The following is a 25814-nucleotide window of genomic DNA, read 5'->3' on the forward strand; positions in this document are numbered from 1 at the left end:
CAACTTAAAACTAAAAAGCTGGTTCCATTATGGAGCCAGCTTTTTAGTTTTACCATTACCTTTATAGCTACTTTTGTCTTCAACCGTAATGCCTTGGAACTTAAGCGCTTTACTGGTGGTTTCCAACAGTTGCAACTCTTCTTCAATAAGCGTCAGCATTTCTTGCACATGCGGCAGTGCTTTACTACAAGCCGTAATCCCAAATTCAATCTTATCTAGATAACTAGCAAGGGTGATATTCATTGCTTGACCATTGAAGACAATAGACGCAGGGTACAACGATTGCAAGCGTGCACCATTCCAATATAGTGGTTTTTCAGAACCAGGCACATTAGAGATAATCAGGTTAAACGCCTGCTTTTTGGGAAATAGACTGGTCGCTAAGTTGATACCTTCCCAAGCATAGGCAATCACGCTGTAGTTAATCACTTGGGCTTGATTCATACGTCGAAAGCGGCGTTTGCCGTTATTCATACTGCGATGAATCAGTTTGATTCGGCTCAGAGGATCATCTAAATGCGTGCCCAAATTGGCCAGTACAAAGGATAATTGATTGCCTGCCACACTGTCATCCGTACGTAGCGACATCGGTACAAAAGCAATGAGCGGCTTGCTAGGCAGCGCATCCATGGATATGAGATAACGACGAATGGCACCCGCACATACCGCCAGCACCACATCGTTTTTACTGATATTTAGTCGCTCAGCAATATCGTTAAAACGCTGAATATCATAAGACTGCGCGGCTATACGCCGTGATGCTGAGATACGTTTATTAAGCACACTCATCGGTGCATCAAAAGTACCGACATAGCTGTCATCACCGTAATTTTTCAAATTATCCAGTAATTCGGTAAAAACAGGCTTAATGGTAGATATTTGCTCTTTAATGATGCGTAATGCGGAGCGCTCTTTGGGTAAAATCGCATCGACTTGATTGCGATGGCGTGCCATTAATGACCAAATCGGTAGCGTTACTGGCTCAGTGGGCGATTGTGATAATGATTTTTTGACAAGGCGCATGGCAGCAATGCCATCAACCAACGAATGGTGAATTTTGAAATATAGAGCAAAACGCTCAGGGTCGCCTTCATTTTCTGGTTGAATACCTTCAATCACGTGACATTCCCACAATGGCATGGCACGATCCAACAGCCGACCATGTTCTCTTGAAACATACATCAATAACTCGCGAACCCGTGCAGGCTTTGGTAAGGCAACATGATGCAAGTGATGCTCAACATCAAAATGCTTGTCCTTTTTCCAAAAAGCCAAATGCTCAAGCACTTGGTTGAAAGGAAAGGTAGGCGACACATCAGAATCTTGCATTTGTTTGACCAATTGGCAAACAAAACCGCTACCCGCATTCTCTGGCAATTCGAATAGGAATAGACCTCCAACATGCATGGGCTGTTTACGCGACTCAAGAAGTAAAAACAACTGGTCGACTGCTGTGAGAAGCCGCATAATAAATCCTTTTATGACGATAAGTTGAGTAAGAGTTACTTCTTTTATTATTATTTTATAGCTGACTTTTTATTAAATACTATGAATTTAATAATGGTCATTAAGTTTAAAAGCTATTGAAAAAAGTATCCTGTTTGCGGTGAGCTGGCAGTCGCCATTTTGCGCATTGGCATACGACCCGCCAAGAACGCCGCGCGCCCTGCCCAGATGGCATGCTTCATGGCATGAGCCATCATGACTGGGTTTTGCGCATTGGCAATCGCCGAATTCATCAGGACGCCATCACAGCCAAGCTCCATGGCCAGCGCTGCATCAGAGGCCGTGCCAACGCCTGCATCGACCAATACCGGTACTTTGGCATTCTCGATAATAAGACTGAGGGTGTGACGATTCAGCAAACCAAGACCTGAACCAATCAAGCTACCAAGTGGCATAATTGCCACACAGCCCATACTTTCTAATTCTTGAGCGACGATAGGGTCGTCTGAGGTATAAACCATCACTTCAAAGCCGTCATCAATCAATACTTTAGCAGCTTTTAGCGTTTCCATCACATTCGGATAAAGGGTTTTTTCATCGCCCAATACTTCAAGCTTAACCAGATTATGCCCGCCTAACAGCTCGCGAGCAAGCTTACAGGTACGAATGGCAGTCTCGGCATCGAAACAACCAGCAGTGTTGGGTAAAATGGTGTATTTATCGGGGGAAATCACATCAAGTAGATTTGGCTCATTGCTGTTTTGCCCAATATTAGTACGACGAATAGCAACGGTGACAATCTCTGCTGCCGACGCGCCAATGGCGGCGCCCGTTTCAGTCATATCTTTATACTTGCCCGTACCGACCAACAGGCGAGAAGAAAAAGTACGACTCCCGACCGTAAAAGTGTCTTGTAAAAGGGGCGTCGGATGAGTAGCAGTGCTTGTGTTCTCTGACATAACTGAAAATCCTAATGGCGAGTAAAACAAAATGCTATTATAACAAAATCATGCAATCTTACTTGCAGTCTTTTTTGGTTTAGCCAGTTAAGCATAATACGTTTGCCACGCTTTGACACGAGTTTCTTTCTGAGTTTATCTTTATCTATCAGGTCGCTTTTATGATGCAACTGCCGTACAGTTTTGCGAAACGCCATCAAATTTTGGCCGTACTTGCCATTGATCCTGAGCTGCCAGCGACTTTGGTGCTGACCAAAGCCACGCCATTATCAGCGATTAATGAGGCAGTGCGATTTTTACAGCAGCAAGGGGTACGCGGTGTGCCCACTTATGAAAGCATCAGCGCCGATGACTTTGAAAAGCGCATGAACGCCGCTTATGCAGGCAATACTGGTGAGTCGCAACATATTGCCGCTGGACTCGAAGACCATCCTGATCTTGATAGTTTGGCAGATAGTGTCCCTGAAACTGAAGATTTGATGGATCAACAAGATGATGCGCCTATTATTCGTCTCATCAATGCATTGTTGTCCGAAGCCATACGTTTAAATGCCTCAGATATCCATATTGAAACCTTTGAAAAACGCCTTGTCGTTCGCTTTCGCGTCGACGGTGAATTAAAAGAAATTATTACGCCAAAACGCCAATTAGCGCCATTATTGGTATCGCGTATTAAGGTCATGGCCAAGCTCGATATCGCCGAAAAGCGTGTGCCACAAGATGGACGTATCAGCTTACGGCTGGCAGGGCGTGAGGTTGATGTGCGGGTATCGACATTGCCATCGAGCTTTGGTGAACGCGTGGTCATGCGTCTATTAGATAAGCAAGCAGGTCGCTTGAATATGACGTATTTAGGGCTGTCTGATAATGATTATAGCGAGCTAAAACGCTTGATCCATCGCCCACACGGCATTATTTTGGTGACAGGGCCGACAGGTTCAGGGAAAACCACGACGCTATATTCAGCACTGACCGATCTCAATGACCAAACCCGCAATATCTTGACCGCTGAAGATCCGATTGAGTTTCAGCTCGATGGCATTGGGCAAACGCAGGTTAATAATAAAGTCGATATGACTTTTGCCAAAAGTTTACGTGCGATGTTACGCCAAGATCCGGACGTGGTCATGGTTGGTGAGATTCGCGATTTAGAAACGGCAGAGATTGCCGTACAAGCGTCGCTTACTGGACATTTGGTGTTATCAACTTTACACACCAACACCGCCATTGGTGCCGTCACGCGTCTGCAAGATATGGGTGTTGAGCCATTCTTATTATCGTCATCGCTGATTGGTGTCGTCGCCCAGCGCTTGGTGCGTACGTTATGCCCGCATTGTCATGGTTGGCAGGCTGCTGATAGTGAGCAAGCCAAATTATTTACTGAAATTGGTATTGTGCCAGTCTCAGAGAATGGTGCTGACGCTTTAACAACTACACCTATCAATCTACCCAGACCAGTTGGCTGCGACAAATGCAATCAATCAGGGTTTAAAGGACGGACGGCGATTTATGAAGTGGTGCCCGTTGATGATACCTTGCGCCGTATGATTCATAGTAATACTGCCGAATATGAGCTAGAGGAGTACGCACGTCAGCAGACACCGTCGATTCGTGCGGATGGGTTGCATAAAGTCATTGCAGGTCGTACGACGTTAGAGGAATTGCTACGAGTGACAAAAGAGAGTGCCTTAGCTGATGACACGATACTTGTATAAAATACTTAAGGTGTGTTGGTGATTGTTCAACGTACCTCAGCCAAAGGGTTTGTATAGCAGATAAAAGATAACTGGCTATGGTAGCCAGTTATTTGATGGTCATTATTTACTGCTTTGAATACTTTAGTATTTTGAATACTTCAGTGCTTTTAATAATTTAACGTGTGACATCGCTATTATTTTGCAGCGATACATTCAACTTCAACGCTGGCACCTGCCGCCAATTCAGCGACGCCAAAGGCTGAACGTACCGGATAAGGTTTGGCCAATTCCGCTTTATAGACTTTATTAAAATCGTCAAAGTCATCCATGTCTGTCAGCATCGCCATACATTTGACGATGTCTGATTTTTGATAGCCATATTTTAACAAGGTTTCATTGATATTATCCAATGCTTGCTTGGCTTCGGCTTTGACACCACCTTTGACTAATTTGCCATCTTTAAAACCAATTTGTCCAGACATGTATAGCGTATCGCCCACCCGTACTGCTTCTGAAAAAGGATAATTACCGCCATCACCAAGAAACACAGGGCTAGATTTAGTCACACTTGCGGTATTTGCCATTGGCGCCGCATTCGCTGTCATAGCAAGGCCTAGTGAGCACGCGCCCACGAGCAACGCCTTAGTTAAATGGGCAGTCAATTTATGGGTAATCTTGGACATCGCTGTCTCCTTATTATACGTTTTTTTCACAATTTTTTTAAATTCACTATACAAGTTTAACAAACATAATGTCTCATCACACTAGATGACACATTATGTCTTACTTATGCTTAACCAGTTATTGGTCGTTTTGCTCAGCTTCGACTTCTGTTTTAGATTCAGTGTCAGCTTCTAGCGGCTTTTCGCTGGTGTTGCCTTGACGGCGGGCTTCTAACTCAGACTTAGGTATCCAAGCCCATGTCATCTTAACCACGATAGGGTCACGATCACTGTCAGACTCACGGTCATGAATGACGCACGGAATTACCATTTCGCCTTTTGGTGTATTTAGGATATCTAAGCGCTGCTCATCCGATAAAGACGCCACTGCTGCAATTTGGCCTTTTTTAATCGGGCGATAAAAATTAACCGAGTATGATTTAATCAATAGTACGCGGTCAGAGGGTAGGTTTAAACCCAAAATAAAACCAGTCGCTGTTTCGGCAAGTAAGGTAATGGCGACCGCATGAATAGAACCAATATGATTTTGCACCGCTTTGGTGTTGTTTAAGCTCACGACGACTTGGTTGGGTTCGACCGTTTCATAATAGACGCCCGTTGTGCCTACGTATGGCACCACTTTACCAAAGGCTTTGGATAAGATGCTCGAGCGTGCGCTGGCAGGTAAGTATTTGGTAACAGATAACAGTTTGGTAAATTGATTGCTGATGGGCTTGAGCGTGCTGTTGGGTTTTTCGACGGGCGATCTTGTGCTGTCAGAGGTTTTGGCAGGCAATTTATTGGTTAGCTTGCTAGGGAGTTTTTTTAATAATCCTGACATACAAAATTCCTTAATGTAGATAGATTAAATGACGCTTTGAGTGTTACATATTTCATCATAGCAGCTGATAGGATGCCTATTGTGCAAGCTGCCATGCTTACTATGGTACATTAACCGCCGTCTGCCTACTATTATTAGCATGAACTGCTGCGCTTATAAAATAGGGCTAACGTAATGATACTCTAGATGCTAGGAATACTATCGCTCAAAGCAATATCGTATCACTCAGATGCTTTCATAAACAGTGCTGCTGGATGCCATAAAGACAGCCACGCTATAATGATGACATTTTAGCGTATCTTATTGATTATTTTTCTTATTTCCTTTTTTCTATGCTGGATGAAGCTATGCCTGACACGTCAATTCATGCGCCGACCAATATCATTTATACAGGCGTTGCTGGTACGGGGAAAACCTATCGACTGTTACAAATTGCTAAGCGATATACCGATTATCTGCCGAGAGCCGATGAGGCAGATTTGTTGGGGCAACTATTACAAGAGCTTAGCTGGCGTGAAATCGTATGCTTGGTGCTTTTGGATTTTCAGTCTAAACACCAAGACTTGGTAAAAGTGCCTGAAATCGTCAATCATGCGTTCTTTGTCGCGAAAGCGGCGCAGAATGCACGCGAAAAAAACTTAAATAGCACCGCATGGTTAGCGCTACGTAGACACAGTCCTGCTGACTCTAAGACAGTGAGTTTCGATAATCGTGCCAGCCAAGCCTATTTTGATAAAGATGAGGGCGGTGCGTGGTATTTGCTGCCAGAAAGCTTTGAGTTATTAACAGAGCTATCGCAGCAACTTGCCGAATTTCAGCAAGCGCAGCGTGATAACAGTGTCAACCAAAGCCAAGCTAACCCAAATCAAGGTTTTAGCCAGCAGCGTTTTACCATGGTTAGCTTCCATCAAGCGTATGGCTATGAAGAGTTTGTCGAAGGCATTCGTCCTGTCATGGCAGCGTCTAATCATACAATGGATAGCTCATCTCAAATGAATTACGCCATTCAAGATGGTGCATTCTTAAAACTGTGTCAACGGGCAGCAAGTGATCCAGAGCAGCGTTATGCCATCTTAATTGATGAGATCAATCGCGCCAACGTGTCACGAGTATTTGGCGAGCTACTCAGTCTAATTGAGCCAGACAAACGGGCTGGCATGGCAAACGCGATGACCGTTCATTTGGCCTATTCTGGACGGGCTTTTAGCATCCCTGCCAACATCGATATTTATGCCACGATGAACATCCAAGATCACTCGTTAGCACCACTTGATATGGCATTACGTCGGCGCTTTCGTTTTATTGAATGTCCACCGCAACCAGAATTATTACCCATCATTCATGTGCCCCAAAACTCAGAAACTGACAGTCCAGCGGCGATGGTAGATTTGGCAAAGCTATTAGCTGGTTTGAATAATCGCATCACGCAAACAGTGGGAATGGAAGCGCAATTAGGTCATGCTTTTTTATGGTCAGTGACGAATCTTGGACAATTGCAAGCCGTGTTGGTCGAACAAATCATTCCGCAGTTAATGCAAGCGACGGGTGGGCAAGAGGGTACTTTGCAATATATCTTTAGAGATGAGCAGCAGTCACTGCAAGCACAGTTTATTCATGATAGTCATGCATCGAGCAATAACAGTGTGAGTGACCAAGTAAATTCGAGTAATCAAAATCCGCTGTTTACTGGTCAAAATGCATTTTTCGGTCAGTCTATAAGCACTGCTGGCTATAAGATAAATGCCGACCTCATTACGGGGGTAGGCGATTTTGCCAAACCTACTGTCTATCAACGTTTATATCCATAAAGGTGCTCAGCGTTGATAAATAATAGTTTTAGTCATAAAGTCATAGCCAATAATATTGATAGTGCCAACGTTAATGCATTTGATGTAAATACCATCACTGTTTTTGAACACCAGCGTTTAACAGCGCATGACTTCTTACGGATATCTGATTTCCATTGGTTGATGGCGCAAGAGTTTGCGGTCTTTAGCATTAAGCGCAGACAGGGACAATGGCAGTTAAAAGTCGGACATTATATAGGGGTTATTTTGCTGCCCAGCGGCATGACGCTTGAGATATTACCCAAACTCGCGGCAAAAACTTCTAGGGCTCAAGTCGCGCAGCAATCATACCTTTCACAGAATGCTAGTCATCGCCATGCCAGTCATCGCCTCGATATCAGGCAAACTCGCCAATGGGTGCAGGACATGCTATCGGATTTGACCAATAGCAGTCATGCCAAAAACAAGTTACCCAATACAAAAAATCTAGGTCAATTTAGCAGTCAATTGTCGCCGCTATCGATAGACGTACTGCCATTATCAGATTGGCTTATCACGCAGTTTTTGCAGCGGCTGGCTCATTATCGACCAAGCAAACACTATCAGACGCAGGTCGATAATCAAGCATCGCTACAAGGTCGACTGCTCATCAAAGAACAAATGCGCCACAACAGCATGCAGCCGCATAAGTTTGTCTGTGAGAGCAGTATACTGAGCCAAGACATGCTAGGTAATCGGCTGATTAAGAGCACGTTGATTTTGCTAACGCCTTTATTTTTTCAATCAACGCTATCGAAAGCAGATGCGCCTAAATTTTTGCAGGCTTGGCAGCGAGTAGCGGCGTTGAGTTATCAAGAGCTGACACAGTTAGAGTCGATATACAAGCAAGCAAAGCGTCAGTTAGCCGTGCAACCGCTTCGAGCACCGCAACTACAGGCTGCTCAGCAGTTGTTAGATATGGCTTATTGGTTACTAAGGCAGTCCAATGTGGCAACAGGTAATGGTATTGCGCCAAATAAACCATTCAAGCAAAATCTGTCGTCTCCGCGTTTATGCTTGCTGATTGATATGAATCAAGCCTTTGAGCAATGGGCAAGCCTGCGCATTGCCTCGATGTTTCAGCAAGTGAGTCAACAATATCAGCCGTTATATCAAATGCAAAGTATCTGGCTAACCGATGCAGAAGGGCGCGCATGTCTGTCCATACGGCCTGATTTGCTCATATATAAAACTGATGCTAATGATAATTGTCAAAATCAGAGTAGCACTGCGGTTATTGAAGCTAGAGAAAAAGGTCACTATAGCCATGTCATCGATATTAAATGGAAGCATTTATCGCAGACAGCCAGCATTAGTGCCAGCGATGCTTATCAACTGATGAGTTACGCTCAGGCCTATCAAGCAGGGCAGGTGTGGCTGGTTTATCCAGTACAAGATAATGAGCGGTTACCAGTTGTGCTCAGCCAACAAGTGCATGATTATAAAAAAACTGATGGCCCTAACAACCATGATAATAGCCATAATGTTACTGATGAAAAAGTGAGTCCTGCGCCATTGTGGCTCGTACCATTCAATGTTCTGACTGGTACGATAAACGGTAGCTTGCTTCCTGATTGGAATAGAGTATAATGAGCGCTGTCGATGAGTAAGTAGCACTTAGCATCGTGGAGAAAAGGATTTGTCATAGTGGTTTTTATGATAAATGAGCGTTTTTTAAGTAATTTAGCAGTTTTTTTAAATTAATTAAAAATAGGTGTTGACACCATCGGCTTTTCCCCTTAATATGTGCACCTCGATAGCAAGGAACGTTAACAAGTTAGTGGCATTGCCAACAACGAGTTAATCAACAAACTATCGTGATAATAGAAATTTCGGAGTGTGGCGCAGTTTGGTAGCGCATCTGGTTTGGGACCAGAGGGTCGTAGGTTCGAATCCTATCACTCCGACCATCTATTTTTAAGAGCCTTACAGGCTTTTTTTTATGTATAATGGTTTAGTTTCTGATATATTTAAAACTTGCTTTAGTATATAAAAGTCCTCTAAGAGCGCCTGTAGCTCAGCTGGATAGAGCATCTCCCTTCTAAGGAGGTGGCCGCAGGTTCGAATCCTGCCAGGCGCACCATTTAGCCTGCAAATCTTGCCTCATTAGGCAATAGTTATGGCGGTTGTAGCTCAGTTGGTAGAGCCCCGGGTTGTGATCTCGGTTGTCGTGGGTTCGAGTCCCATCAGTCGCCCCATATTTTATTCTGCATTATCCTCTTCTTGTTCTACCTCATTATAAAAACCTTATTCTAAATAATAATACTTGCCATGTTTGGCTTTTTTTTGTGCCTGTATGATTGGTTTTAACCTATCTTACCCCCTGCGATTAAAATTTATAGACTCATCAGCCCTTTGATTGTCTATTGATTTACTGGCCTTTTGTCTCATTTATTTTTATTATGGGTTCTCTTTTGAGACGCTCGCTATCTCTGTACGTGCCTTAAACCTGCTTTGTTATTCTTTAACCGCCTTTATATAGAATAGCAAAATATAGAATAACAAAGGCAACGCTTTTAGTGATGCATCATGATAAGGTCTTAAAGCCCGTTGATATATTAGGTCATCCATTAAGAAGTGATTCATTGAAGATGATACGAGTGTTAAGAAAACCAAAGGTCAGTTAAAAAATATATTGAATAGATTAAGTAAGCCTAAGACCGTAGTAGGGATGTGAGTGCTTGTCTGAGATGCGCTGCTATGGATCTTATATTATTGAGGAAGTGATTGATGGACGCATTGAGCGTATTGCTACAAAACGTGCATTTGTTTGAAACCAAGTATTATCGTTTGAATGGGACTGGTAATTGGTCTTATTCCATCACTAGACAAGATACGATTTTGTTTTATTTAGTGATGTCTGGGAGCTTTTGCATCGATGTCGGCAATGGTTTGCGACAGGCGCACGCAGGCGATATGATTATGATTCCCAGTGCTCATAAGCATGTGAGCTATGCCTTAGATCATAATGGTGACGATGCGCTACCGCTAGATGAGTTGCTGACTCATTGTAAGGAAAACACCCTTGATATCGATGGCAACGGTGATCCTAACTCGTCTTTGATATTGATTGAATGCAAGTATGATAAAGAAATGATACGTCCTTTGTTGTCTGTGCTGCCTGCGATTTTGCCTGAAATCAACGATGAGTCTGACGGTAGGTTTGAGGTCATTGATGTCGAGATTAAGCTGCTGACCTTAGAAGCCGAGCGTGAGCGCATGGGCAAGACTGCAATCATCAATCATTGGGCAAGTATTATGATGATTGAATGTTTGCGGGTTTATATTGAAAGTTTGCCTGAGGCCACAGAAAATTGGCTAAAAGCCATGAAAGACCCGTTTTTGACCAAGGCGTTAGCAGCGATGCATCAAGCGCCCAATCAAAACTGGACTATTCATAAGCTGGCTGAAGTCGCAGGAATGTCACGCTCAAGCTTTGCGCAGCGCTTTAAAGATACAGTTGGTATGCCGCCGTTGACCTATCTCATTGATTATCGCTTGCGCTTGGCGGCCCGTTATCTACGCTTGCAGCAAAACAGTATTGGCCGTATCAGTGAGTTGGTTGGCTATGCGTCAGACTCGACCTTTAGTCAAGCATTCAAGCGCGTTTATGGGGTATCACCAAAAGCCTATCGCCAACAATATCAACAAGAAAACATCGCATAACGTATCGTTAATACACCATAAAAGCGTTAAGGTTGCCATTAGGCCCTTAACGCTTTTTTGTTTTCTCATGGTGAAGTATGAGACTTTTATGGAGATATTTCGTCTATGGTTGACAGGTGTCGACACGGAGTATTTTGACGATGGACAGCTGACAATGTGCTTGTGTTCAGGTACTATGGAATAATGAGTCATCTAGGCGCAAACGCTTGTTTTTAGCGTAAGATATGTCACTGTATGGTGGTCAGATCGTTTGTTCTAAATGATATTTATTTTTGCTGCTGATGGTATGTTATGACTGAACCGACCGCAAAGCCACGCGCAGGAGCCAATAGCCAACAAGGCTCAGCTGTGTCCGCTAAAAAACAAAGCGATATGAATCCAAGCAACGTCAAGCGTGGTCGAAAAGACAAGGCGGGTGCGACACTTGACAAAGCCATGTTATTGGCACTGTTTACGCTGCCAGATATTGAAGAGGCAGTTGTTAAAGAGACAGTCGTTAAAGAGGTCGTTAAAGGCGCAGCTGATGAGTTGTCTAATACCCATAGCACGGTGCAACAGCCTGCTGCTAGCGAGATGAATATTGCCGAGCAGCGTGTGGCACTGTATCGTACCCAGCATGAGCGTACGCGATTATTATATATGGCATCCGCTGCCACGCGACCTACTTATTTGGTACAAACGCTCAAATCACAATTCGTAGAACATCAGCAATACTTGTTGGCACAGCAGCTTGATAAACGCGGCTTGATGGATACCGATGGATTAGAGCGTCTTTGGCAGCAGCTGCATGTGGTCGATGACATCATCGCTGATATTGTCCGTCATATGCCAGCTCAGCAGCCAGCAGGTTGGCAATTGACCACTCAGGATGGGCGAAATCCGCTATGCTTTGCCACCGTTGGCAAATTAAAGAACAGTAAGCCTATTCGTGATCAAGGCAGTCTAAATAGCTATGTGCTTGGGCACTTCGGCGTGAGTAGTTTTACCTATGATCGCGGCTATTATATTGGACATGTCGTTGGCTACTTATTCAGCTGTTATTTTTGTGCCCATCTATCTATTAGCTATGGTGTTACGGCACTTGGTCCGCAGGTTATAGCTGATTACGATTACGCCAGTCTTGAGACGCCATACATGGTTAGACTGCTACAAGGGCTGGATGGCTACTGTAAAAAACGTATTTATCAATTGGCAGTTATCTGTGCGCGATTGAGTGTCTTTGCCAGTGACAAGCGTATCGAGAGAATGCTCATTGCTGAGGTCAACGACTTCGATAAAAAACTGCAGCAGCAGCACTTAGATGTTTTGTTATTGCAAGGTTTGATGCCAGACAGTAGCGATTCTACGCCGCTTTTTTAAGCCATTAAATCTCGATAGACCGCCTTTACAAGTCCTTGTTTATTACTTTTTCTTGTTGACCACTTTAGGATATTCGCTGCTATGCCCGCTTATCATTATAAAGCGTTAGATGACCATGGCAGTGTGCAAAAAGGCTTGCTCGAAGGCGATTCTGCGCGGCAAGTTCGCCAGCAGCTGCGTGATAAACAATGGACGCCCGTTGAAGTCAGTGCCGTCAATGACAGACAAAACCAGAATAAAAACCGCTATAAAAAACCGTCTGCTTACGAGCTGGCATTGCTGACCCGTCAATTGTCGGTATTATTGGCAGCGGGTATTCCGTTAGAGGAAACGCTTGCCGCCGTCGTCAAACAATCACCAAAAACCCATATTAAATCTCTCATGCTTGCCGTGCGCTCGCATGTGTTAGAAGGTTTGAGCTTGGCGCGAGCATTGCAGCAAGCCGCCAGTTTTCCACCACTATATATCGCGACCATTGCGGCAGGGGAAAAGTCAGGTCACTTGGATTTAATCTTGAACCAGTTGGCAGATTACACCGAAAACCGCTTTGCATTGCAAAAGAAAATCCAAGGCGCGATGGTTTATCCGATTGTGCTGATGGTGATGGCAGTCGGCGTGATTATGGGCTTGATGAGTTTTGTGGTGCCCAAAATTGTCAAAGTGTTTGAGCAATCTGAGCAAGCGCTACCGCTCATTACCCAAATTGTTCTTAGCCTATCTAACCTTATTACTCAGTGGTGGTGGCTGATGCTGCTAGTATTGTCAGGAACGGCATTTTTGTTTTATCGTTTTGCGCAGACGCAAGCGGGTAAGTTAGCGATAGACAGCATCGTGCTAAGACTACCGATATTGGCGCGGTTATCAAAAGGGCTGAATGCAGCACGTTTTGCCAGTACATTGGCGATATTGGTACGCTCAGGGGTGCCGTTAATTGAGGCATTGCATATTGGTGCGGCGGTGACGACCAATTTACACATTCAAAAAACCATCATCACTGCGGCTGATAGGGTGACGGAAGGCTCAAGTTTATCGAGTCAATTAGAAAAGTCCAGTTACTTTCCGCCGATGATGGTGCAAATGATTAAAAGTGGCGAAAACTCAGGCGAGCTTGAAAACATGCTCAGCCGCGCCGCCAATATGCAGGAAGCGGAAGCCACTAACTTTATCAGTACCTTGTTGTCGTTACTTGAGCCGTTGATGCTAGTGCTGATGGGCGTGGTAGTCATGATTATCGTGATGGCAGTGATGCTGCCGATTGTAAATATGAATGATCTAGCAGGATAATAAATACTCAAATCTTCTGAGCTTGTGTGCCTCCCGCTCACATTTCTATTGTAGCCATCTTACTAAATATTACGCTAGCTTTCTTAAGATTTGCTTACTGTTGTAGATTGTTGACTGAGTCACGTTTTTATTAGGGTAAAGCCAGCCATCAAGCTATAGTAAGCGTCAATCAAAAGTTATCCTTATAAATATTACTCATCATGCTGTGCTTCAGTATTGATGCTTATAAAAGTCAGTGTTCATAACAATCTACTTGCGGTGCTAGGACGTGTCCTTATTTTAAAAATGGTGATAAAAATGAGATAAATTACCGTCAAACAAGGAAAGTAGCGCAAATAATATCGAGATATTAACAAGCTATTTGACGATGTTTGGCAAAATTTAGCTATTTTTAGCCCATTTAGAAAGTAAACGATTGAATTGCGGACACGCCCTAGATAAAAATAAAATCATGGTTTATAGTGATAATCGTTTCAGTGCTCATTAATACGCCGATCATTGCCGATTATTAATGTTACTTGAACGCCACTTTTCCTATTCACATCACCTTGATGCCAAAAGCGATGACAAAAGCGATGACAAAAGCGATGACTATAATTGACAAAATTCAAGTAACTACTATGCCAATAAGTGCCATGAGTGCCAACAAGCCAGCTCCTACAAGAGCACGTCAGCCACTGCCTATGCGTAATAACCAGTCTGGATTTACTCTGATCGAGATCATGGTCGTGATTGTAATCTTGGCAATTCTTGCGGGCTTAGTTGTCCCGAAAGTGGTGGGACAAAGTGATAAAGCTCGTGTCAAGACCACTGAAACAGCGCTTGCTACAGTATCCAACGCCCTTGATATGTATAAGGTTGATAATTCGCGCTATCCGACTACCGCACAAGGTCTAGAAGCATTAACCACACCGCCAGCAGAGGCCAAAAACTACCCAGATGGTGGTTATATCAAAGGCGGCTATCCAACAGATGGCTGGGAAAACGAGATGCAATATGTCGCCCCAGGCAGTGAAGGTCGTCCTTATGATTTATTCTCGCTGGGTGCAGATGGCCAGCAAGGCGGCGAAGGTCAAGATGCTGATCTTTATGCCCAATTATAAGCACTAGCTTGACGGGTAATTAAAATATGGGTAGCTAACGATCCCTTACTCAATAGTATGTTTATTGGTGACGGTCGCTCTAATGCTCTTAAATATCAACCAATAAGACCTTATTGGTTGATATTTTTATATCAGTAAATAAATGGCGTGGCATTCCATAGATAATGTCAAACCATCCATTTTTCCAATAAGCTATACGTTTGATACCAGTCATATCGCCCCGCTCATTTGTCATTAAAATCAGCCAGTAGAGGTCATTACTCATGTTTACCAACAAACTCAATTCACAAGCCGTCATTACAAATAAACGAGTCTCTAAGTTGCCTCACGCACTTGCAATTATGAGTACTTCATTGATGGTAGGGTTGTCGATGACATCTATGAGCGCTCAAGCTGCAGGTTTGGGCGAGTTGTTTGCTAATAATGGTGCCGCAAAATCGAAGTTTTTGCCTGTCGATAAAGCGTTTCAAGTTATTAGCAGCACCAAAGCCACGTCTAAGGGCACGCGCTTATCTATTAATTTTGATATTACGCCAGGTCATTATGTCTATAAAGATCAGCTTACTCTCAGTTTTCCTAAGGGCGTGAGTGCAACCCCTTTTACTTTTAGTCAGTCGCCGGTCTCCATTGACGACCCAACCTTTGGTAAGGTTCCCGTTTTTACTCAAAAAAACATGGTAGCAACCACGACTCTGACTACTAACAATGGTAAAGGCGCAAAAAATGCACCGATTGTCATTGGCTGGCAAGGCTGTGCGAAAGCTGGGCTGTGCTATCCGCCAGAGAAAATCAAAACCACGGTAGATATCGCCGTGACACGCAAATAGACCATAAGCCGATCGACTCAAATATTGGTAATAAATAGCATATTAGGTAATAAATAGGTAGCTCTTCATGTCCATCAAGACAATAGAAAAAAAACCATCGCTAACGGTACATCGCTCGTCCAAAAAATCTTATCTACTAGCATTTGCGGTCTCTAGTAGCTCGTTGTTTACAGGACTGGCTGCGATGCCCATGATGACTCATGCGGCAGGGCTGGGTGATTTATTTAGCAGTGATAAAAATGCGGCACAGACGAAGTTTTTACCAGTCGACAAAGCCTTCCAAGTCAGCGATAGCAGTAAAGCTACCAATAATGGCACGCGCTTAGCCATTAATTTTGACATTACGCCTGAGCATTATGTTTATAAAGACCAAATCAAACTGACGTTGCCAGCTGGCGTGACCGCTGCGCCTTTTACCTTTAGTCAAAAGCCAGTTTCAATCGATGATCCAACATTCGGAAAAGTACTGGTGTTTGACCAAGCGAATATGGTGGCTACGACGACCTTGAGCAGTAGTAGTGGTAAAAGCGTCAACGATGCCGCCGTGGTGATTGGCTGGCAAGGCTGTGCCAAAGCAGGGCTATGCTATCCACCTGAAAAAATTAAAACGACGATTGATATCGCTGCTACAACGTCACAAATTGCAGAAAATAGCGCCAGTACTTCTACTCAAGAGGCTGCTAATAATAGTCTGACAGATAATGACAACACCGCCGAGTCAAGTGCGACGGTTGCCGATAGTCTTGCAGCAGAGCAAGCGCTGACTGATGATGGGGTGATTGATTACGCCTTGTTGGATGATGAGGCTTTAGAGGGAGAGCTTGGCGCTACCAATACGATTTCTGGCGCAGATGAACAAGGCGTCGATGGCACTGCGACAAGTGAGGTTTCTGCGACAACCAACAATACTGTTGCTGGAGATAATGCCACTGATAGCGATCCTTTTGGTCTGGCTTCTCATCCTTGGTTGGCATTGGTATTATTGTTTTTAGCAGGGCTGGGTTTGGCATTGACACCATGCGTACTACCAATGTTGCCAATCGTTGCCAATATCGTTGCCCGTGAGGAAAACCCAACGGTGAAACGCGGTGTTATTCTCACCACCAGTTACGCTATTGGCGTGGCAACAGCTTATGGTATTTTGGGCGCAGTTATCGCCGTGTTTGGTGAATCATTAGGCATTATCGGCTGGCTACAAAACCCCATTATCCTGATTGGTTTTGCGATTGTTTTTGTCCTACTTGCACTATATATGCTGGGTGTGTTTAGTATCCGCTTACCGAGACTTATTAGTAATAAAATGCAAGGCTTGAGTCAAGCGGGGGATAGTAAGCTGGGTAGTACGGGCGGTAGTTTAATCGCGGGTTTCTTATCTGCGCTCGTCGTATCGCCTTGTGTTTCTGCGCCATTGTTTGGGGCACTGCTTGCCGTATCGACGATTGGTAGTCCATTACTGGGTTTTGCGGCTTTATTTATGCTGGGTTTTGGTTTATCCGCACCGCTTATCTTAATTGGTGCCACCCAAGGTAAAATTATGCCGAAAGCGGGCGCGTGGATGAACTGGGTCAAGCAAGGTTTTGCCTTATTGCTCTTTGCCGTTGCTTTATTATTAATTGAGCGCGTTTTTATCTCACCCGTGATGCTAATGGTATGGGCGTTATGGTTTATGGTTGTAGCGATGTGGGCATGGAGTTGGTTGGGTAAAGGTCGTATGCTGACCCAAGCATTGGGGTTAATCGCTGGCATTTGGGCAACATGTTTAATCATTGGCGCGGCGTTGGGTAACGATGATAGTTTGCATCCGCTGGCATCTTTAAGTGCTGCTCCGATGATGCAGACGACTGGTCAGCCAGCCATGAGTAATACAACAGATAAAACCGTCACAACGCTGACTGAGTTAGATGCCATTATCGCCGCCAACCCTAAAGTGCTTGTCGATGTCACTGCTGAATGGTGTATCGAGTGCCGTATTATGGATAAAAACTTATTTCATAATCGTCCAGCGCAGATGCAGGATTGGCAGTTGGTGAGACTGGATATAACAGAAACCACTGACGATTCTAAAGCAATCTTAGCGCGCTATAAATTGTTTGGCCCGCCAGCATTGCTGTATTATCAAGACGGTCAGTTGACCAATCAACAAGTAGGTGAGATTGATCGTCCAGAATTTGAGCAAACGTTGACGATGCTTAATAACTGATACTTAATAAAATGAATAAGTCTTTTCTAAAGGCTTAACAATACAAAAGAGCCAATGTACTATTCATACAGTACGTTGGCTCTTCTATTTTTACCAATGGTTACTTATCATCCTGACGCTAAGCATTTGGTTTAGCGTTGATTATTGATATTTACATTGGTATAGGGCAGCGATAAGACTAGTATAGTACACACATTTTCATTACAATAAAGCAACAATGCTGAAGGCGCATTACTCGTTGTAATTGCTGACTTCTATGTCTGAATGTCATTGGGTTTATTTTAGCGATGACGCTAATGGTCATACTCATTATCTTATATACTCTGCTGGCGATAATGTCAGTTAGATAAAGGACACTTATGTTTTCCCATATCACCGCACAGCGCCGCCCTATGCCTCTTATTACCGCGCGCAAAAACACTTTATTTCAGACAAGAAAGCATTATTTGAATATTGCTGTTGGTCTAGCGTTAACCTGCTTGACCGTGCAAGTCCAAGCTGCCGATAAAACTCAGAGCGATAATGAGTTACCAGTACCGGAGGCAGCGTTTGAGTTTGAAGATTATCAGGTGTCACAGGATGCCAATACAGCTGCGCAAGATCGCCAAGTAGTCAGTAAAGAATTTATCGCTCAGCAAGCAAAATTGTTTTTTGAATGTACCCAAGTACAGACCAGTGCCGCACGTTTGGCTTGCTTTGACAAAGTAGCCGAAGAAGGTAAAACACCGAGCTACACCACAACTAAGCAGCCAGTAGATTTGGCAAAAACCTTTCAAAGTACGCTTTCAGGTAATCCGCAAGTTGTCTTTGTAGAAGAAAAGTCTACCATTGCTGGTGCTAATAATGCCGCTACTGACTCAGTTGCGCGCGCACCTGCTACTAATGAAGGTTTAGACACCGTTGGGCTAACGCAAAGAGAAGCACAAGTTTTAGAAAATGTTGGTGTCACTCAAACAGATATCGAAAAATATACACCGCTTAGTTTATCCTATGATCTCGATAAAAACAGTGAGCGTGGAACTTGGACGGTAAGGCCGTACCGACCAACCTATGTATTGCCAGTATTTTATACCTTTGACCCTAACCTAGATCCAAGCACGCCGTCACAGGAAACTGAGTCCTTTTCTTCTAATGACATACGCAATACTGAACTAAAATTTCAGTTGTCTTTGAAGACCAAAGTTGCCGAAGACTTATTCGATACCAGTGCTGATTTGTGGTTTGGTTATACCCAAGAGTCACATTGGCAAGTTTATAACGAAGACAACTCGCGACCATTCCGTGCCACCGACTATCAGCCTGAAATATTTTTGACTCAGCCAGTGACAGCAGATTTACCTTTTGGTGGTCGTCTTCGTATGCTTGGTGCTGGTGCCATTCATCATTCTAATGGACAAGATGATCCATTATCACGCTCATGGAACCGTGCTTATCTCATGGCAGGGGCAGAGTGGGGTAAGCTATCAATCGTACCGCGCCTGTGGGCTCGAGTGAATAGTGAAAGCAGCAGCAGTGAAGATAATCCAGATATCGAGGACTACATGGGTTACGGTGATATCAAATTCTTATATGACTTGCCTGATCAACAGAGTCTGAGCGGTACATTCCGCTACAATCCAAGCACCAATAAAGGGGCGGCGCAAGTCGATTATATTTATCCATTATCAGAGAATGTTAATGGCTTTGTGCAGGTTTTCCAAGGCTATGGCGAATCCATCATCGATTATAACCACGAAAATACCTCTATTGGTTTTGGTATCGTACTGAATGATTGGAAAGGTTTCTGATATAACTATGCATACGCATTTTGACGATATTCTATGCGTCACTTAGCGCCTTATCAAACTGGACTATGGCTGGCAGAGTATCTCGATATACGCTGCCAGTTGTGCCGTGTTTATCGCAGCACGCCACAATCTCAGCTATCTCAAAATTACCTCTTATCAAATATTAGTAGCTTGCCAACCTCTGATTCTATACCGCACTCCCTAAAACCTCTGCCAAATGATCCTTCGTTTTTTGCTAATTTGCGCCAGCAATTTAACCACCGTTTTAACAGCGGACTACTTTGCTCGCATTGTCATGACAGTATCGCGTGGTTGCCAAAACCCTTCAATGTTGATATTGCTTCTGATACTGTTTTATCTATCCAAACGGCGACTTATTATGAGTATCCGCTGCGTCAAGCGATCAGAGCTTTTAAGCACCATGAAGACATGACCAAATTGCCGTTATTGTTACATGCTATACGTCAGCTACCACGTCCTCATGGTTGTCATCATGATAATAGCGTGATTGTCGCTATGCCAACAACCGAGCAACGACTGGTCAAACGTGGCTTCGATCCTGTCAGTATTTTATCCGCACAATTGTCTAAGCATTGGCAGATACCTTTATGGCATGGTGTAAAGCGTATTGACGACACTGTCAGTCAGCAAGGGCTTACACGTGCTGAGCGCCTGAGTAATCTAGACAATGCTTTTGTTTTAATCGAAAAGCCTTCTGTGAAACGCTTATTATTGTTTGATGATGTTGCGACCACGGGTGCTAGTTTACAAGCATTGGGGCGTACACTGCTTATCCCGTCTGAAACAGTCACCATGTCAGATATTCAAGCCAATCGTAAATACCATCTTTCTGCCTATGCTTTAGCGCATGGAAATCAGTCTTAAAATCTGTTCCTCTCTATTGATAATCACTAATATGTTGCTAATATGTTGCCTTAACGCTATATTATTAAAATAATATATGTTTATTTGTTATTGATATTCCAAAATACTGTGCTTATCACTCAATAGTATTGCTTATAAAATGATGTTTTCTAAATAGCTTGCATAACTGCTATGGCTATTGTTATTTCTATGCAAAACTTTTGTCAAATATTATGGAACAAAAATTGCAGTATTTTGATTTAATAACAATAAAAAGACTGGCAAAAATGATATGAAAATATGAGTTCATTGTTGATGTTTATAGTCCAGTATTGGTATTAGACAAACAATAGTTATTATAAAATTGCCGTTATAAATAGGGATTTGATGTGAACGCATCTACAAACAATCTACCACTTACGTTACGAATAACCAACTCAGGATTTACCCTGATTGAACTGATGGTAACGATTGCAGTATTGGCCATTATTGTCGGTATTGCAGCGCCGAGTATTAATACTCAGCTTGCCAATCAGCGAGTCAAATCGACAACGGCTACACTTGCTAATGCGTTAAAAGAAGCCAGAGTTGAAAGCGTTATACGTCGACAAGAAATAGAGGTGTCTTATGATGATGAATCTCATACTATTATGATTAAAGTTGACAATGGTAGTAACGAAGATGAAATCGCTACCTACCAATATAATGCAAAAAGTATCATTGATGGCGACGATGATATCAAGTTTAAACCTAATAAAACTGCTGATGATGAAACTTATACCATTTGTGATAGCAATGAAGCGGCTAGTCCAAGAGAAATTACAGTTAGTAAGCTAGGCAATGTTAACACTCAGCTTGGAGGGTCATGCTAATGAGTCGGTTTAGTCAACAGAAGGGCGTTGGTCTGATAGAAGTAATGGTTGCTGTTTTACTGTTGTCAGTTGCAGTACTAGGTTTTAGCGCTCTACAACTCCAAGCTATTAGTGCCACTGATGAGAGTTTGATACGTACTCAAGCGCTGAGCACCATTCGAGGATTAGCAGAGAACATGCGCGCGAATTCACCACAGATTGATACTTATCAATCAACAATCAATGATGCAGCTGCAACAACTGTAGTTTGTACTGATGATAAATGTACTGCTGAACAGATCGCTATTAATGAGTCAAAAGTCGCCTTCAATAACTTAAAAAACTCTGGCATTGCTGTAAAAATGGTGACTTGTCCAGGAACCGCTAACTTCTCTGAAGTCAAATGCGTTATAGCGGCTTGGGGAGATACAGTAGCTGAACTTTCTGATGACAATCTCAAAGCCTGTGCCAATGCTGCTGGCATTTATAAAAGTGGCAGTACTTGCGTTATTGTGGAGACATATTAATGAATGATAACTTGCCGCAACAGAGCAAATACTGCAAAGAGCAACAAGGCTTTACGCTTATTGAGCTAATGATATCACTGGTCTTAGGCCTATTGATATCAGCGGCTGTTATACAAGTATTTATTATTAGTCAGCGCGTTGATCGGATGCAGACTGCTGGCTCTGAGGTTCAGGACAAAGCAGTATTTGGATTACAGTCTATTGAGCCACAGATACGACTGGCCAATTTAGGTAATAATGGTGCGCCTATCACTGACACCACTGCTATGGGTGGTATCGTGCTTACTGTTGGAAAAATCTCTGGTGGCGATGATGATGATGATGATGATGATGATGATGATGCCTCAAGTAATGCCAATATCATGTTGAAAAATAACTTGAAAAATGGTTACTTGACTAGGAGTCATGATATGCAAGCTAAGGGAAATAGAAATGCTAGATGGGATGGTTCACTGACCAATACAGACGTGAATAGCGATCAATTGACCATTCAATATACCAACACCACTGGGCGAAGGCTTTATGACTGTGAAGGTAAGGACATTGATCCAGGCGAACATGTAGTTGCTCGTTATTTCATAACAAAAGGTACTATTAAAACTCGCAAAGATAGAGAGAATCTTAATCTCAACTGTGAGTCTGGACGTGTGATAAATGAAAGAATTAGAGATTTCGGACGCAACGGTACTGGTGTAACTATTATTGAAAATATCGACCAGTTTAATATTCGTCTAGGTATTCAAAAGTCTGTTGTTACAGGTGGTGCATTGAGCTATCAATATGCTGATATGACGGTTAAAGACTACATGGCACTGAGCGGTACAAAGCCTAATATTACTAATGTTAGGCTGGCTATATTGGCTCGTAGTAATGCCAATAGTCCCAATGACAGTGCTGAGACTTTTGTTATATTTGGGGAAAATCAGACGCTCAAGCCACAGGCGGATGCGCCTAAACATCTAAGACGAGTTTATGAGTCAAATATCTTACTTCGTAATGCACGTGTGATACGTACCATTGATAGTAGCAGTGCTCCGTAGGCAGAGTCTCATCAATAAAGTAAATATCACCAAACCTGCTTGTTTTTGCTGATTCATATTAATAAAGGGCGTTAGCCATGAATATCAATAGATCTCACGCTTATCCTTCAATAGCATCCGATCAGCGTGGCGCAGTATTGATTGTGGTGTTACTGTTTTTGACGTTGATCATACTTGTTGGTGCGATCGCAGTACGTAATAGCAGTACTGACTTAAAGCTCGCCAATAGCGATCAGATCAATACGGTGCTACTGCAGTCTTCTGATAGTGTTAATAACAAGATTGAGATGTCTGTCAATGGGCTTCCAACTGATGAACAGTATAAGCAAATTATGGGTATTACTGGCATATTTGGCTATTATTTCTTAGGCAATAACGACGATGATATTATTGATTTTTGTTATCGACCACGTTCTGCTTTCTTTAATATTGATAATGCCGTTATACGCCGTGGTGCAGGCAAAATAGTGAACAATACAACAGGCTACTGTGATCCGACTAATGCTACAGACTATACCAACAATCGTAATACTACGATGACGCAAGTGATGATAAAAAACGTTAGCGCCACTGCTAATAATGGCGCTTTTGAGCACATGACTTTGGGTTCAGATTCCAAAGAAGAAACTTCAAAAATGTATACTTTTGATATTTATTCGACTTCAGTATTACCTGCATACGGGAATGCTAAAGACGACAAAGTAAAAGAATGTTTTGGAAAAAATGCTTCAGATAGTGTGGATGATGTTACGAAATGCATGACCGATAATAACATTCCTAGTAAAATGTTAGTAGAACAAGTCGATGTAGCCAATATCCAAAGCAGTGATTATTGTACCTATTATGGTAATAGTACCAAAACAGGTAGCGCCAACCCATTATGTAGAGACAGCTGATAGCAACATAAGCGTCATTAAAGCTTGTATGGCTCAACTGTAGCTATTGAAATTGATAGCTGATGCTAAATACTATATTTATACCCACACGTCTATTATGGCCGTGCTCAGGAGATAACATCGTGAAACTTAAGACTCCCAATTGTGATAATAGTCCAGTGGTGATAGCTAATAAATTTGATATTCAAAAAGCCAAAAAATTATGGTTGCGTACTTCAAGTTTGAGTGCAGCAGTATTAGGTGTCATGTGCATGAGCATAGCGCAAGCAGCAGTCAATCAACAGGGAGAGGTCAGTCGTATTGGTGATTTGAGCATTTATCAGCCAGCAGCGACTGCTCGTACCAATCTCATGATGATGATTGATACTTCAGGATCTATGGGTATCAGCTCCTTAGTATTACCGAAAGTGAATCCCTACGGTAGTCCTGGTGATGTTGATAGCCCTTTGTGCTCTCGTGTTGGCGTAGATGAATTTGCGGCTGATAGAAGAACTAAAAATAAGATCTATGAATGGGCTTACAACCTTACTGATGCCTCGACTGGTGGTAAAACCTCAATTCTTAAAAGCGTTACTATCGGCGGTGAGCCTTTCCCTTATTACGTACGCGGTTGTAAAAAAGGTGAAGTTCAACAACTTGACCGATTATCTCGCTTAAAAGATGCATTATTGCCACTATTGGCAAGTGATCAGATCAGCAATACGGTATATATGGGGCTTGGACACTTCTCATCTAAAACTGATCTTAATATTGGCACGGCAACTAATAAGCTAGTTGATGGCCACTCTGGTCGTATCCTAGTACCGGCTGCGCCGCTCACTATTGAGCAACGCAAAAAAATTGCTCGTGCCTTAATTCAGTTTAAATCACTTGATACCATAACCAATGAAGATGGTACTTCAAACCCTGATCTAAAGCTCTCAAGTAGTACCTATCCTACAGATATTACTAAAGTATCGAGTGGTACCCCTACTGCTCATGCCTATGCAGAAGCCGGTGCTTATATGTTGGGTACAGGTACTGGGGTCGATAGCAGCCTAAGCGGTATATCGAATATAAAAATTGTTTACGATGGCTACATGGTTAAGCAAAAATCAGTCAACAATGATGAACAAGTATATTTCGTTTGTGTGGAATTAGGTACCACACAGGACGCCGTCGCTATCGGTGCTACAGTCAAACAATGTGCTAATAATTGGCCGGGTTATGATAGTGGGCAAAAAACTACTGCGGCGGGAAATTTCAATAACAATAATAGTAATAATGGTGTTTTTCGTCCTGATGCTGTTACAGGAGGTTGGATAAAGATACCCAATCAAACCGAGTTTAAGGCGCAGTTAAAGACACTTACAGGCTCTAATGTAACCATGAATAACTTATGGGAAACGTATAGTAAGTTACCGGTTGGTTGGCGCTATGGTGGCTGGATGAAGGTCTCTCAAGAACCCTTAGACATTGTAGTGGCATAATAAAATTGGACAGCTTCTAAGAGGTTATAATAACCCAAAGAAGGAAACTAGTATGACCAACAATCGCAATCAATATACCCGAGAATTCAAGCTTGAAGCCATCAGCTTAGTGACTGAGCATAAGCGTAAAATACCTGATGTAGCAAGCTCACTTGGCATTGGCAAATCCACCCTGCAGAAATGGCTGAGTCAGTATCGACAAGAAACGAATGGCCAAGCACCTAAAGTCGGCAACGCTTTAACGGATGAACAACGCGAGCTACAAGAATTGCGTAAGCAGGTTAAGCGACTCACTATGGAGCGCGACATATTAAAAAAGGCTTCTGCTCTGCTGGCCTTGGACAGCCTGAACGGCTATCGCTGATAAGCAAGCTTGCAGAGCAAGACAAAAGCGTCAGTAAACGCCGACTATGTGACTTATTTGGCATCATTAAAAGCAGCTACTACTATGGCACACAGACTAAGCCTATCGATATTGAACGTGTCAAACTCAAAGCCTTGATACGTCAA

Annotated in this window: 22 protein-coding genes and 3 tRNA genes; 20 read left to right on the top strand and 5 right to left on the bottom strand. The window is 43.0% G+C overall.

All coding sequences use genetic code 11. The features are described from left to right. Positions 1–27: 27 nt before the first annotated feature. Together I3257_RS08805 and I3257_RS08810 are read right to left on the bottom strand one after the other, a co-directional pair. On the bottom strand, positions 28–1467 hold the full coding sequence (locus I3257_RS08805; protein WP_045452543.1) for a wax ester/triacylglycerol synthase family O-acyltransferase: 1440 nt from the start codon (positions 1465–1467) through the stop codon (positions 28–30). A 113-nt stretch (positions 1468–1580) separates the two neighbouring features. After that, positions 1581–2405, bottom strand: a complete 825-nt coding sequence (locus tag I3257_RS08810) for a thiazole synthase (protein WP_087814573.1) — start codon at positions 2403–2405, stop codon at positions 1581–1583. 161 nt (positions 2406–2566) lie between these two features. Between I3257_RS08810 and gspE the strand changes: the two genes are divergently transcribed. Beyond that, on the top strand, positions 2567–4120 hold the full coding sequence (gene gspE / locus I3257_RS08815) for a type II secretion system ATPase GspE (protein WP_238049468.1): 1554 nt from the start codon (positions 2567–2569) through the stop codon (positions 4118–4120). Between the two features lie 176 nt (positions 4121–4296). Here gspE and I3257_RS08820 read toward each other — a convergent pair whose 3' ends face one another. Together I3257_RS08820 and I3257_RS08825 are read right to left on the bottom strand one after the other, a co-directional pair. Next, positions 4297–4785 (bottom strand): RidA family protein, encoded by a 489-nt coding sequence (locus I3257_RS08820; protein WP_060490333.1) that lies wholly within the window; start codon positions 4783–4785, stop codon positions 4297–4299. A gap of 118 nt (positions 4786–4903) precedes the next feature. After that, on the bottom strand, positions 4904–5605 hold the full coding sequence (locus I3257_RS08825; RefSeq protein WP_238049470.1) for a DUF4442 domain-containing protein: 702 nt from the start codon (positions 5603–5605) through the stop codon (positions 4904–4906). A 347-nt stretch (positions 5606–5952) separates the two neighbouring features. Here I3257_RS08825 and I3257_RS08830 point away from each other — a divergent pair, with 347 nt between their 5' ends. From I3257_RS08830 to gspG, 9 genes are all read left to right on the top strand, one after another. Continuing rightward, a complete protein-coding gene (locus tag I3257_RS08830) occupies positions 5953–7413 on the top strand; it encodes an AAA family ATPase (protein ID WP_087814576.1) in 1461 nt (486 codons plus the stop codon). Positions 7414–7425: 12 nt separating this feature from the next. Further along, positions 7426–9021, top strand: coding sequence for an McrC family protein (locus I3257_RS08835; protein WP_238049471.1), 1596 nt, complete (start codon positions 7426–7428; stop codon positions 9019–9021). A gap of 243 nt (positions 9022–9264) precedes the next feature. Next, positions 9265–9341 (top strand) — tRNA-Pro (locus I3257_RS08840). Between the two features lie 96 nt (positions 9342–9437). Further along, a tRNA-Arg gene (locus I3257_RS08845) sits at positions 9438–9514 on the top strand. Between the two features lie 39 nt (positions 9515–9553). Next, positions 9554–9629: transfer RNA gene (locus tag I3257_RS08850), tRNA-His, on the top strand. A gap of 532 nt (positions 9630–10161) precedes the next feature. Then, the gene (locus I3257_RS08855; RefSeq protein WP_045452534.1) at positions 10162–11097 is read left to right on the top strand and encodes an AraC family transcriptional regulator; all 936 of its coding nucleotides are present in this window, start codon (positions 10162–10164) and stop codon (positions 11095–11097) included. Positions 11098–11388: 291 nt separating this feature from the next. Next, positions 11389–12456, top strand: coding sequence for a hypothetical protein (locus I3257_RS08860; RefSeq protein ID WP_238049472.1), 1068 nt, complete (start codon positions 11389–11391; stop codon positions 12454–12456). A gap of 81 nt (positions 12457–12537) precedes the next feature. Beyond that, positions 12538–13740 carry a type II secretion system inner membrane protein GspF gene (gene gspF, locus I3257_RS08865; protein WP_238049473.1) on the top strand — a complete coding sequence of 401 codons (1203 nt, stop codon included), beginning with the start codon at positions 12538–12540 and terminating at the stop codon, positions 13738–13740. A gap of 683 nt (positions 13741–14423) precedes the next feature. Beyond that, positions 14424–14843 (top strand): type II secretion system major pseudopilin GspG, encoded by a 420-nt coding sequence (gene gspG, locus I3257_RS08870; RefSeq protein WP_045443801.1) that lies wholly within the window; start codon positions 14424–14426, stop codon positions 14841–14843. Between the two features lie 88 nt (positions 14844–14931). Here the strand turns inward: gspG and I3257_RS08875 are convergent, their stop codons facing one another. Continuing rightward, positions 14932–15108, bottom strand: coding sequence for a hypothetical protein (locus tag I3257_RS08875; RefSeq protein ID WP_238049474.1), 177 nt, complete (start codon positions 15106–15108; stop codon positions 14932–14934). Between I3257_RS08875 and I3257_RS08880 the strand changes: the two genes are divergently transcribed. The 10 genes from I3257_RS08880 (at position 15107) to I3257_RS08925 (ending at position 25668) form a co-directional block, all read left to right on the top strand. Beyond that, positions 15107–15670 carry a protein-disulfide reductase DsbD domain-containing protein gene (locus tag I3257_RS08880; protein ID WP_238049475.1) on the top strand — a complete coding sequence of 188 codons (564 nt, stop codon included), beginning with the start codon at positions 15107–15109 and terminating at the stop codon, positions 15668–15670. The two genes, I3257_RS08875 and I3257_RS08880, sit on opposite strands and share 2 nt — an antisense overlap. Before the next feature lie 67 nt (positions 15671–15737). Further along, complete coding sequence (locus I3257_RS08885; protein WP_238049476.1) at positions 15738–17870, top strand: protein-disulfide reductase DsbD domain-containing protein; 2133 nt, start codon at positions 15738–15740, stop codon at positions 17868–17870. Positions 17871–18229: 359 nt separating this feature from the next. Beyond that, the gene (locus I3257_RS08890) at positions 18230–19657 is read left to right on the top strand and encodes a phospholipase A (protein WP_238049477.1); all 1428 of its coding nucleotides are present in this window, start codon (positions 18230–18232) and stop codon (positions 19655–19657) included. A 33-nt stretch (positions 19658–19690) separates the two neighbouring features. Then, on the top strand, positions 19691–20542 hold the full coding sequence (locus tag I3257_RS08895) for a ComF family protein (protein WP_238049478.1): 852 nt from the start codon (positions 19691–19693) through the stop codon (positions 20540–20542). A 368-nt stretch (positions 20543–20910) separates the two neighbouring features. After that, on the top strand, positions 20911–21393 hold the full coding sequence (locus I3257_RS08900; protein ID WP_238049479.1) for a GspH/FimT family pseudopilin: 483 nt from the start codon (positions 20911–20913) through the stop codon (positions 21391–21393). Next, positions 21393–21899 (top strand): type IV pilus modification protein PilV, encoded by a 507-nt coding sequence (gene pilV / locus I3257_RS08905; protein WP_238049481.1) that lies wholly within the window; start codon positions 21393–21395, stop codon positions 21897–21899. The genes I3257_RS08900 and pilV overlap by 1 nt, the downstream gene beginning before the upstream one ends. After that, complete coding sequence (locus tag I3257_RS08910) at positions 21899–22939, top strand: PilW family protein (protein ID WP_238049483.1); 1041 nt, start codon at positions 21899–21901, stop codon at positions 22937–22939. Before pilV ends, I3257_RS08910 begins: the two co-directional genes overlap by 1 nt. 77 nt (positions 22940–23016) lie before the next feature. After that, on the top strand, positions 23017–23835 hold the full coding sequence (locus I3257_RS08915) for a pilus assembly PilX N-terminal domain-containing protein (RefSeq protein WP_238049484.1): 819 nt from the start codon (positions 23017–23019) through the stop codon (positions 23833–23835). A gap of 122 nt (positions 23836–23957) precedes the next feature. Next, complete coding sequence (locus I3257_RS08920) at positions 23958–25304, top strand: hypothetical protein (RefSeq protein ID WP_238049486.1); 1347 nt, start codon at positions 23958–23960, stop codon at positions 25302–25304. Between the two features lie 52 nt (positions 25305–25356). Then, positions 25357–25668, top strand: coding sequence for a transposase (locus tag I3257_RS08925; RefSeq protein WP_025650617.1), 312 nt, complete (start codon positions 25357–25359; stop codon positions 25666–25668). Positions 25669–25814 lie beyond the last annotated feature (146 nt).

Source organism: Psychrobacter sp. Ps7 (genome assembly GCF_022129225.1).
Taxonomy (GTDB): Bacteria; Pseudomonadota; Gammaproteobacteria; order Pseudomonadales; family Moraxellaceae; genus Psychrobacter; species Psychrobacter immobilis_A.

Excerpts from the sequence above, each read along its gene's own strand:
- I3257_RS08805 (WP_045452543.1), bottom strand. The coding sequence starts at position 1,467 with ATGCGGCTTCTCACAGCAGTCGACCAGTTGTTTTTACTTCTTGAGTCG.
- I3257_RS08810 (WP_087814573.1), bottom strand. The coding sequence starts at position 2,405 with ATGTCAGAGAACACAAGCACTGCTACTCATCCGACGCCCCTTTTACAA.
- gspE (WP_238049468.1), top strand. The coding sequence starts at position 2,567 with ATGATGCAACTGCCGTACAGTTTTGCGAAACGCCATCAAATTTTGGCC.
- I3257_RS08820 (WP_060490333.1), bottom strand. The coding sequence starts at position 4,785 with ATGTCCAAGATTACCCATAAATTGACTGCCCATTTAACTAAGGCGTTG.
- I3257_RS08825 (WP_238049470.1), bottom strand. The coding sequence starts at position 5,605 with ATGTCAGGATTATTAAAAAAACTCCCTAGCAAGCTAACCAATAAATTG.
- I3257_RS08830 (WP_087814576.1), top strand. The coding sequence starts at position 5,953 with ATGCCTGACACGTCAATTCATGCGCCGACCAATATCATTTATACAGGC.
- I3257_RS08855 (WP_045452534.1), top strand. The coding sequence starts at position 10,162 with ATGGACGCATTGAGCGTATTGCTACAAAACGTGCATTTGTTTGAAACC.
- I3257_RS08860 (WP_238049472.1), top strand. The coding sequence starts at position 11,389 with ATGACTGAACCGACCGCAAAGCCACGCGCAGGAGCCAATAGCCAACAA.
- gspF (WP_238049473.1), top strand. The coding sequence starts at position 12,538 with ATGCCCGCTTATCATTATAAAGCGTTAGATGACCATGGCAGTGTGCAA.
- gspG (WP_045443801.1), top strand. The coding sequence starts at position 14,424 with ATGCGTAATAACCAGTCTGGATTTACTCTGATCGAGATCATGGTCGTG.
- I3257_RS08880 (WP_238049475.1), top strand. The coding sequence starts at position 15,107 with ATGTTTACCAACAAACTCAATTCACAAGCCGTCATTACAAATAAACGA.
- I3257_RS08875 (WP_238049474.1), bottom strand. The coding sequence starts at position 15,108 with ATGAGTAATGACCTCTACTGGCTGATTTTAATGACAAATGAGCGGGGC.
- I3257_RS08885 (WP_238049476.1), top strand. The coding sequence starts at position 15,738 with ATGTCCATCAAGACAATAGAAAAAAAACCATCGCTAACGGTACATCGC.
- I3257_RS08890 (WP_238049477.1), top strand. The coding sequence starts at position 18,230 with ATGTTTTCCCATATCACCGCACAGCGCCGCCCTATGCCTCTTATTACC.
- I3257_RS08895 (WP_238049478.1), top strand. The coding sequence starts at position 19,691 with ATGCGTCACTTAGCGCCTTATCAAACTGGACTATGGCTGGCAGAGTAT.
- pilV (WP_238049481.1), top strand. The coding sequence starts at position 21,393 with ATGAGTCGGTTTAGTCAACAGAAGGGCGTTGGTCTGATAGAAGTAATG.
- I3257_RS08910 (WP_238049483.1), top strand. The coding sequence starts at position 21,899 with ATGAATGATAACTTGCCGCAACAGAGCAAATACTGCAAAGAGCAACAA.
- I3257_RS08915 (WP_238049484.1), top strand. The coding sequence starts at position 23,017 with ATGAATATCAATAGATCTCACGCTTATCCTTCAATAGCATCCGATCAG.
- I3257_RS08925 (WP_025650617.1), top strand. The coding sequence starts at position 25,357 with ATGACCAACAATCGCAATCAATATACCCGAGAATTCAAGCTTGAAGCC.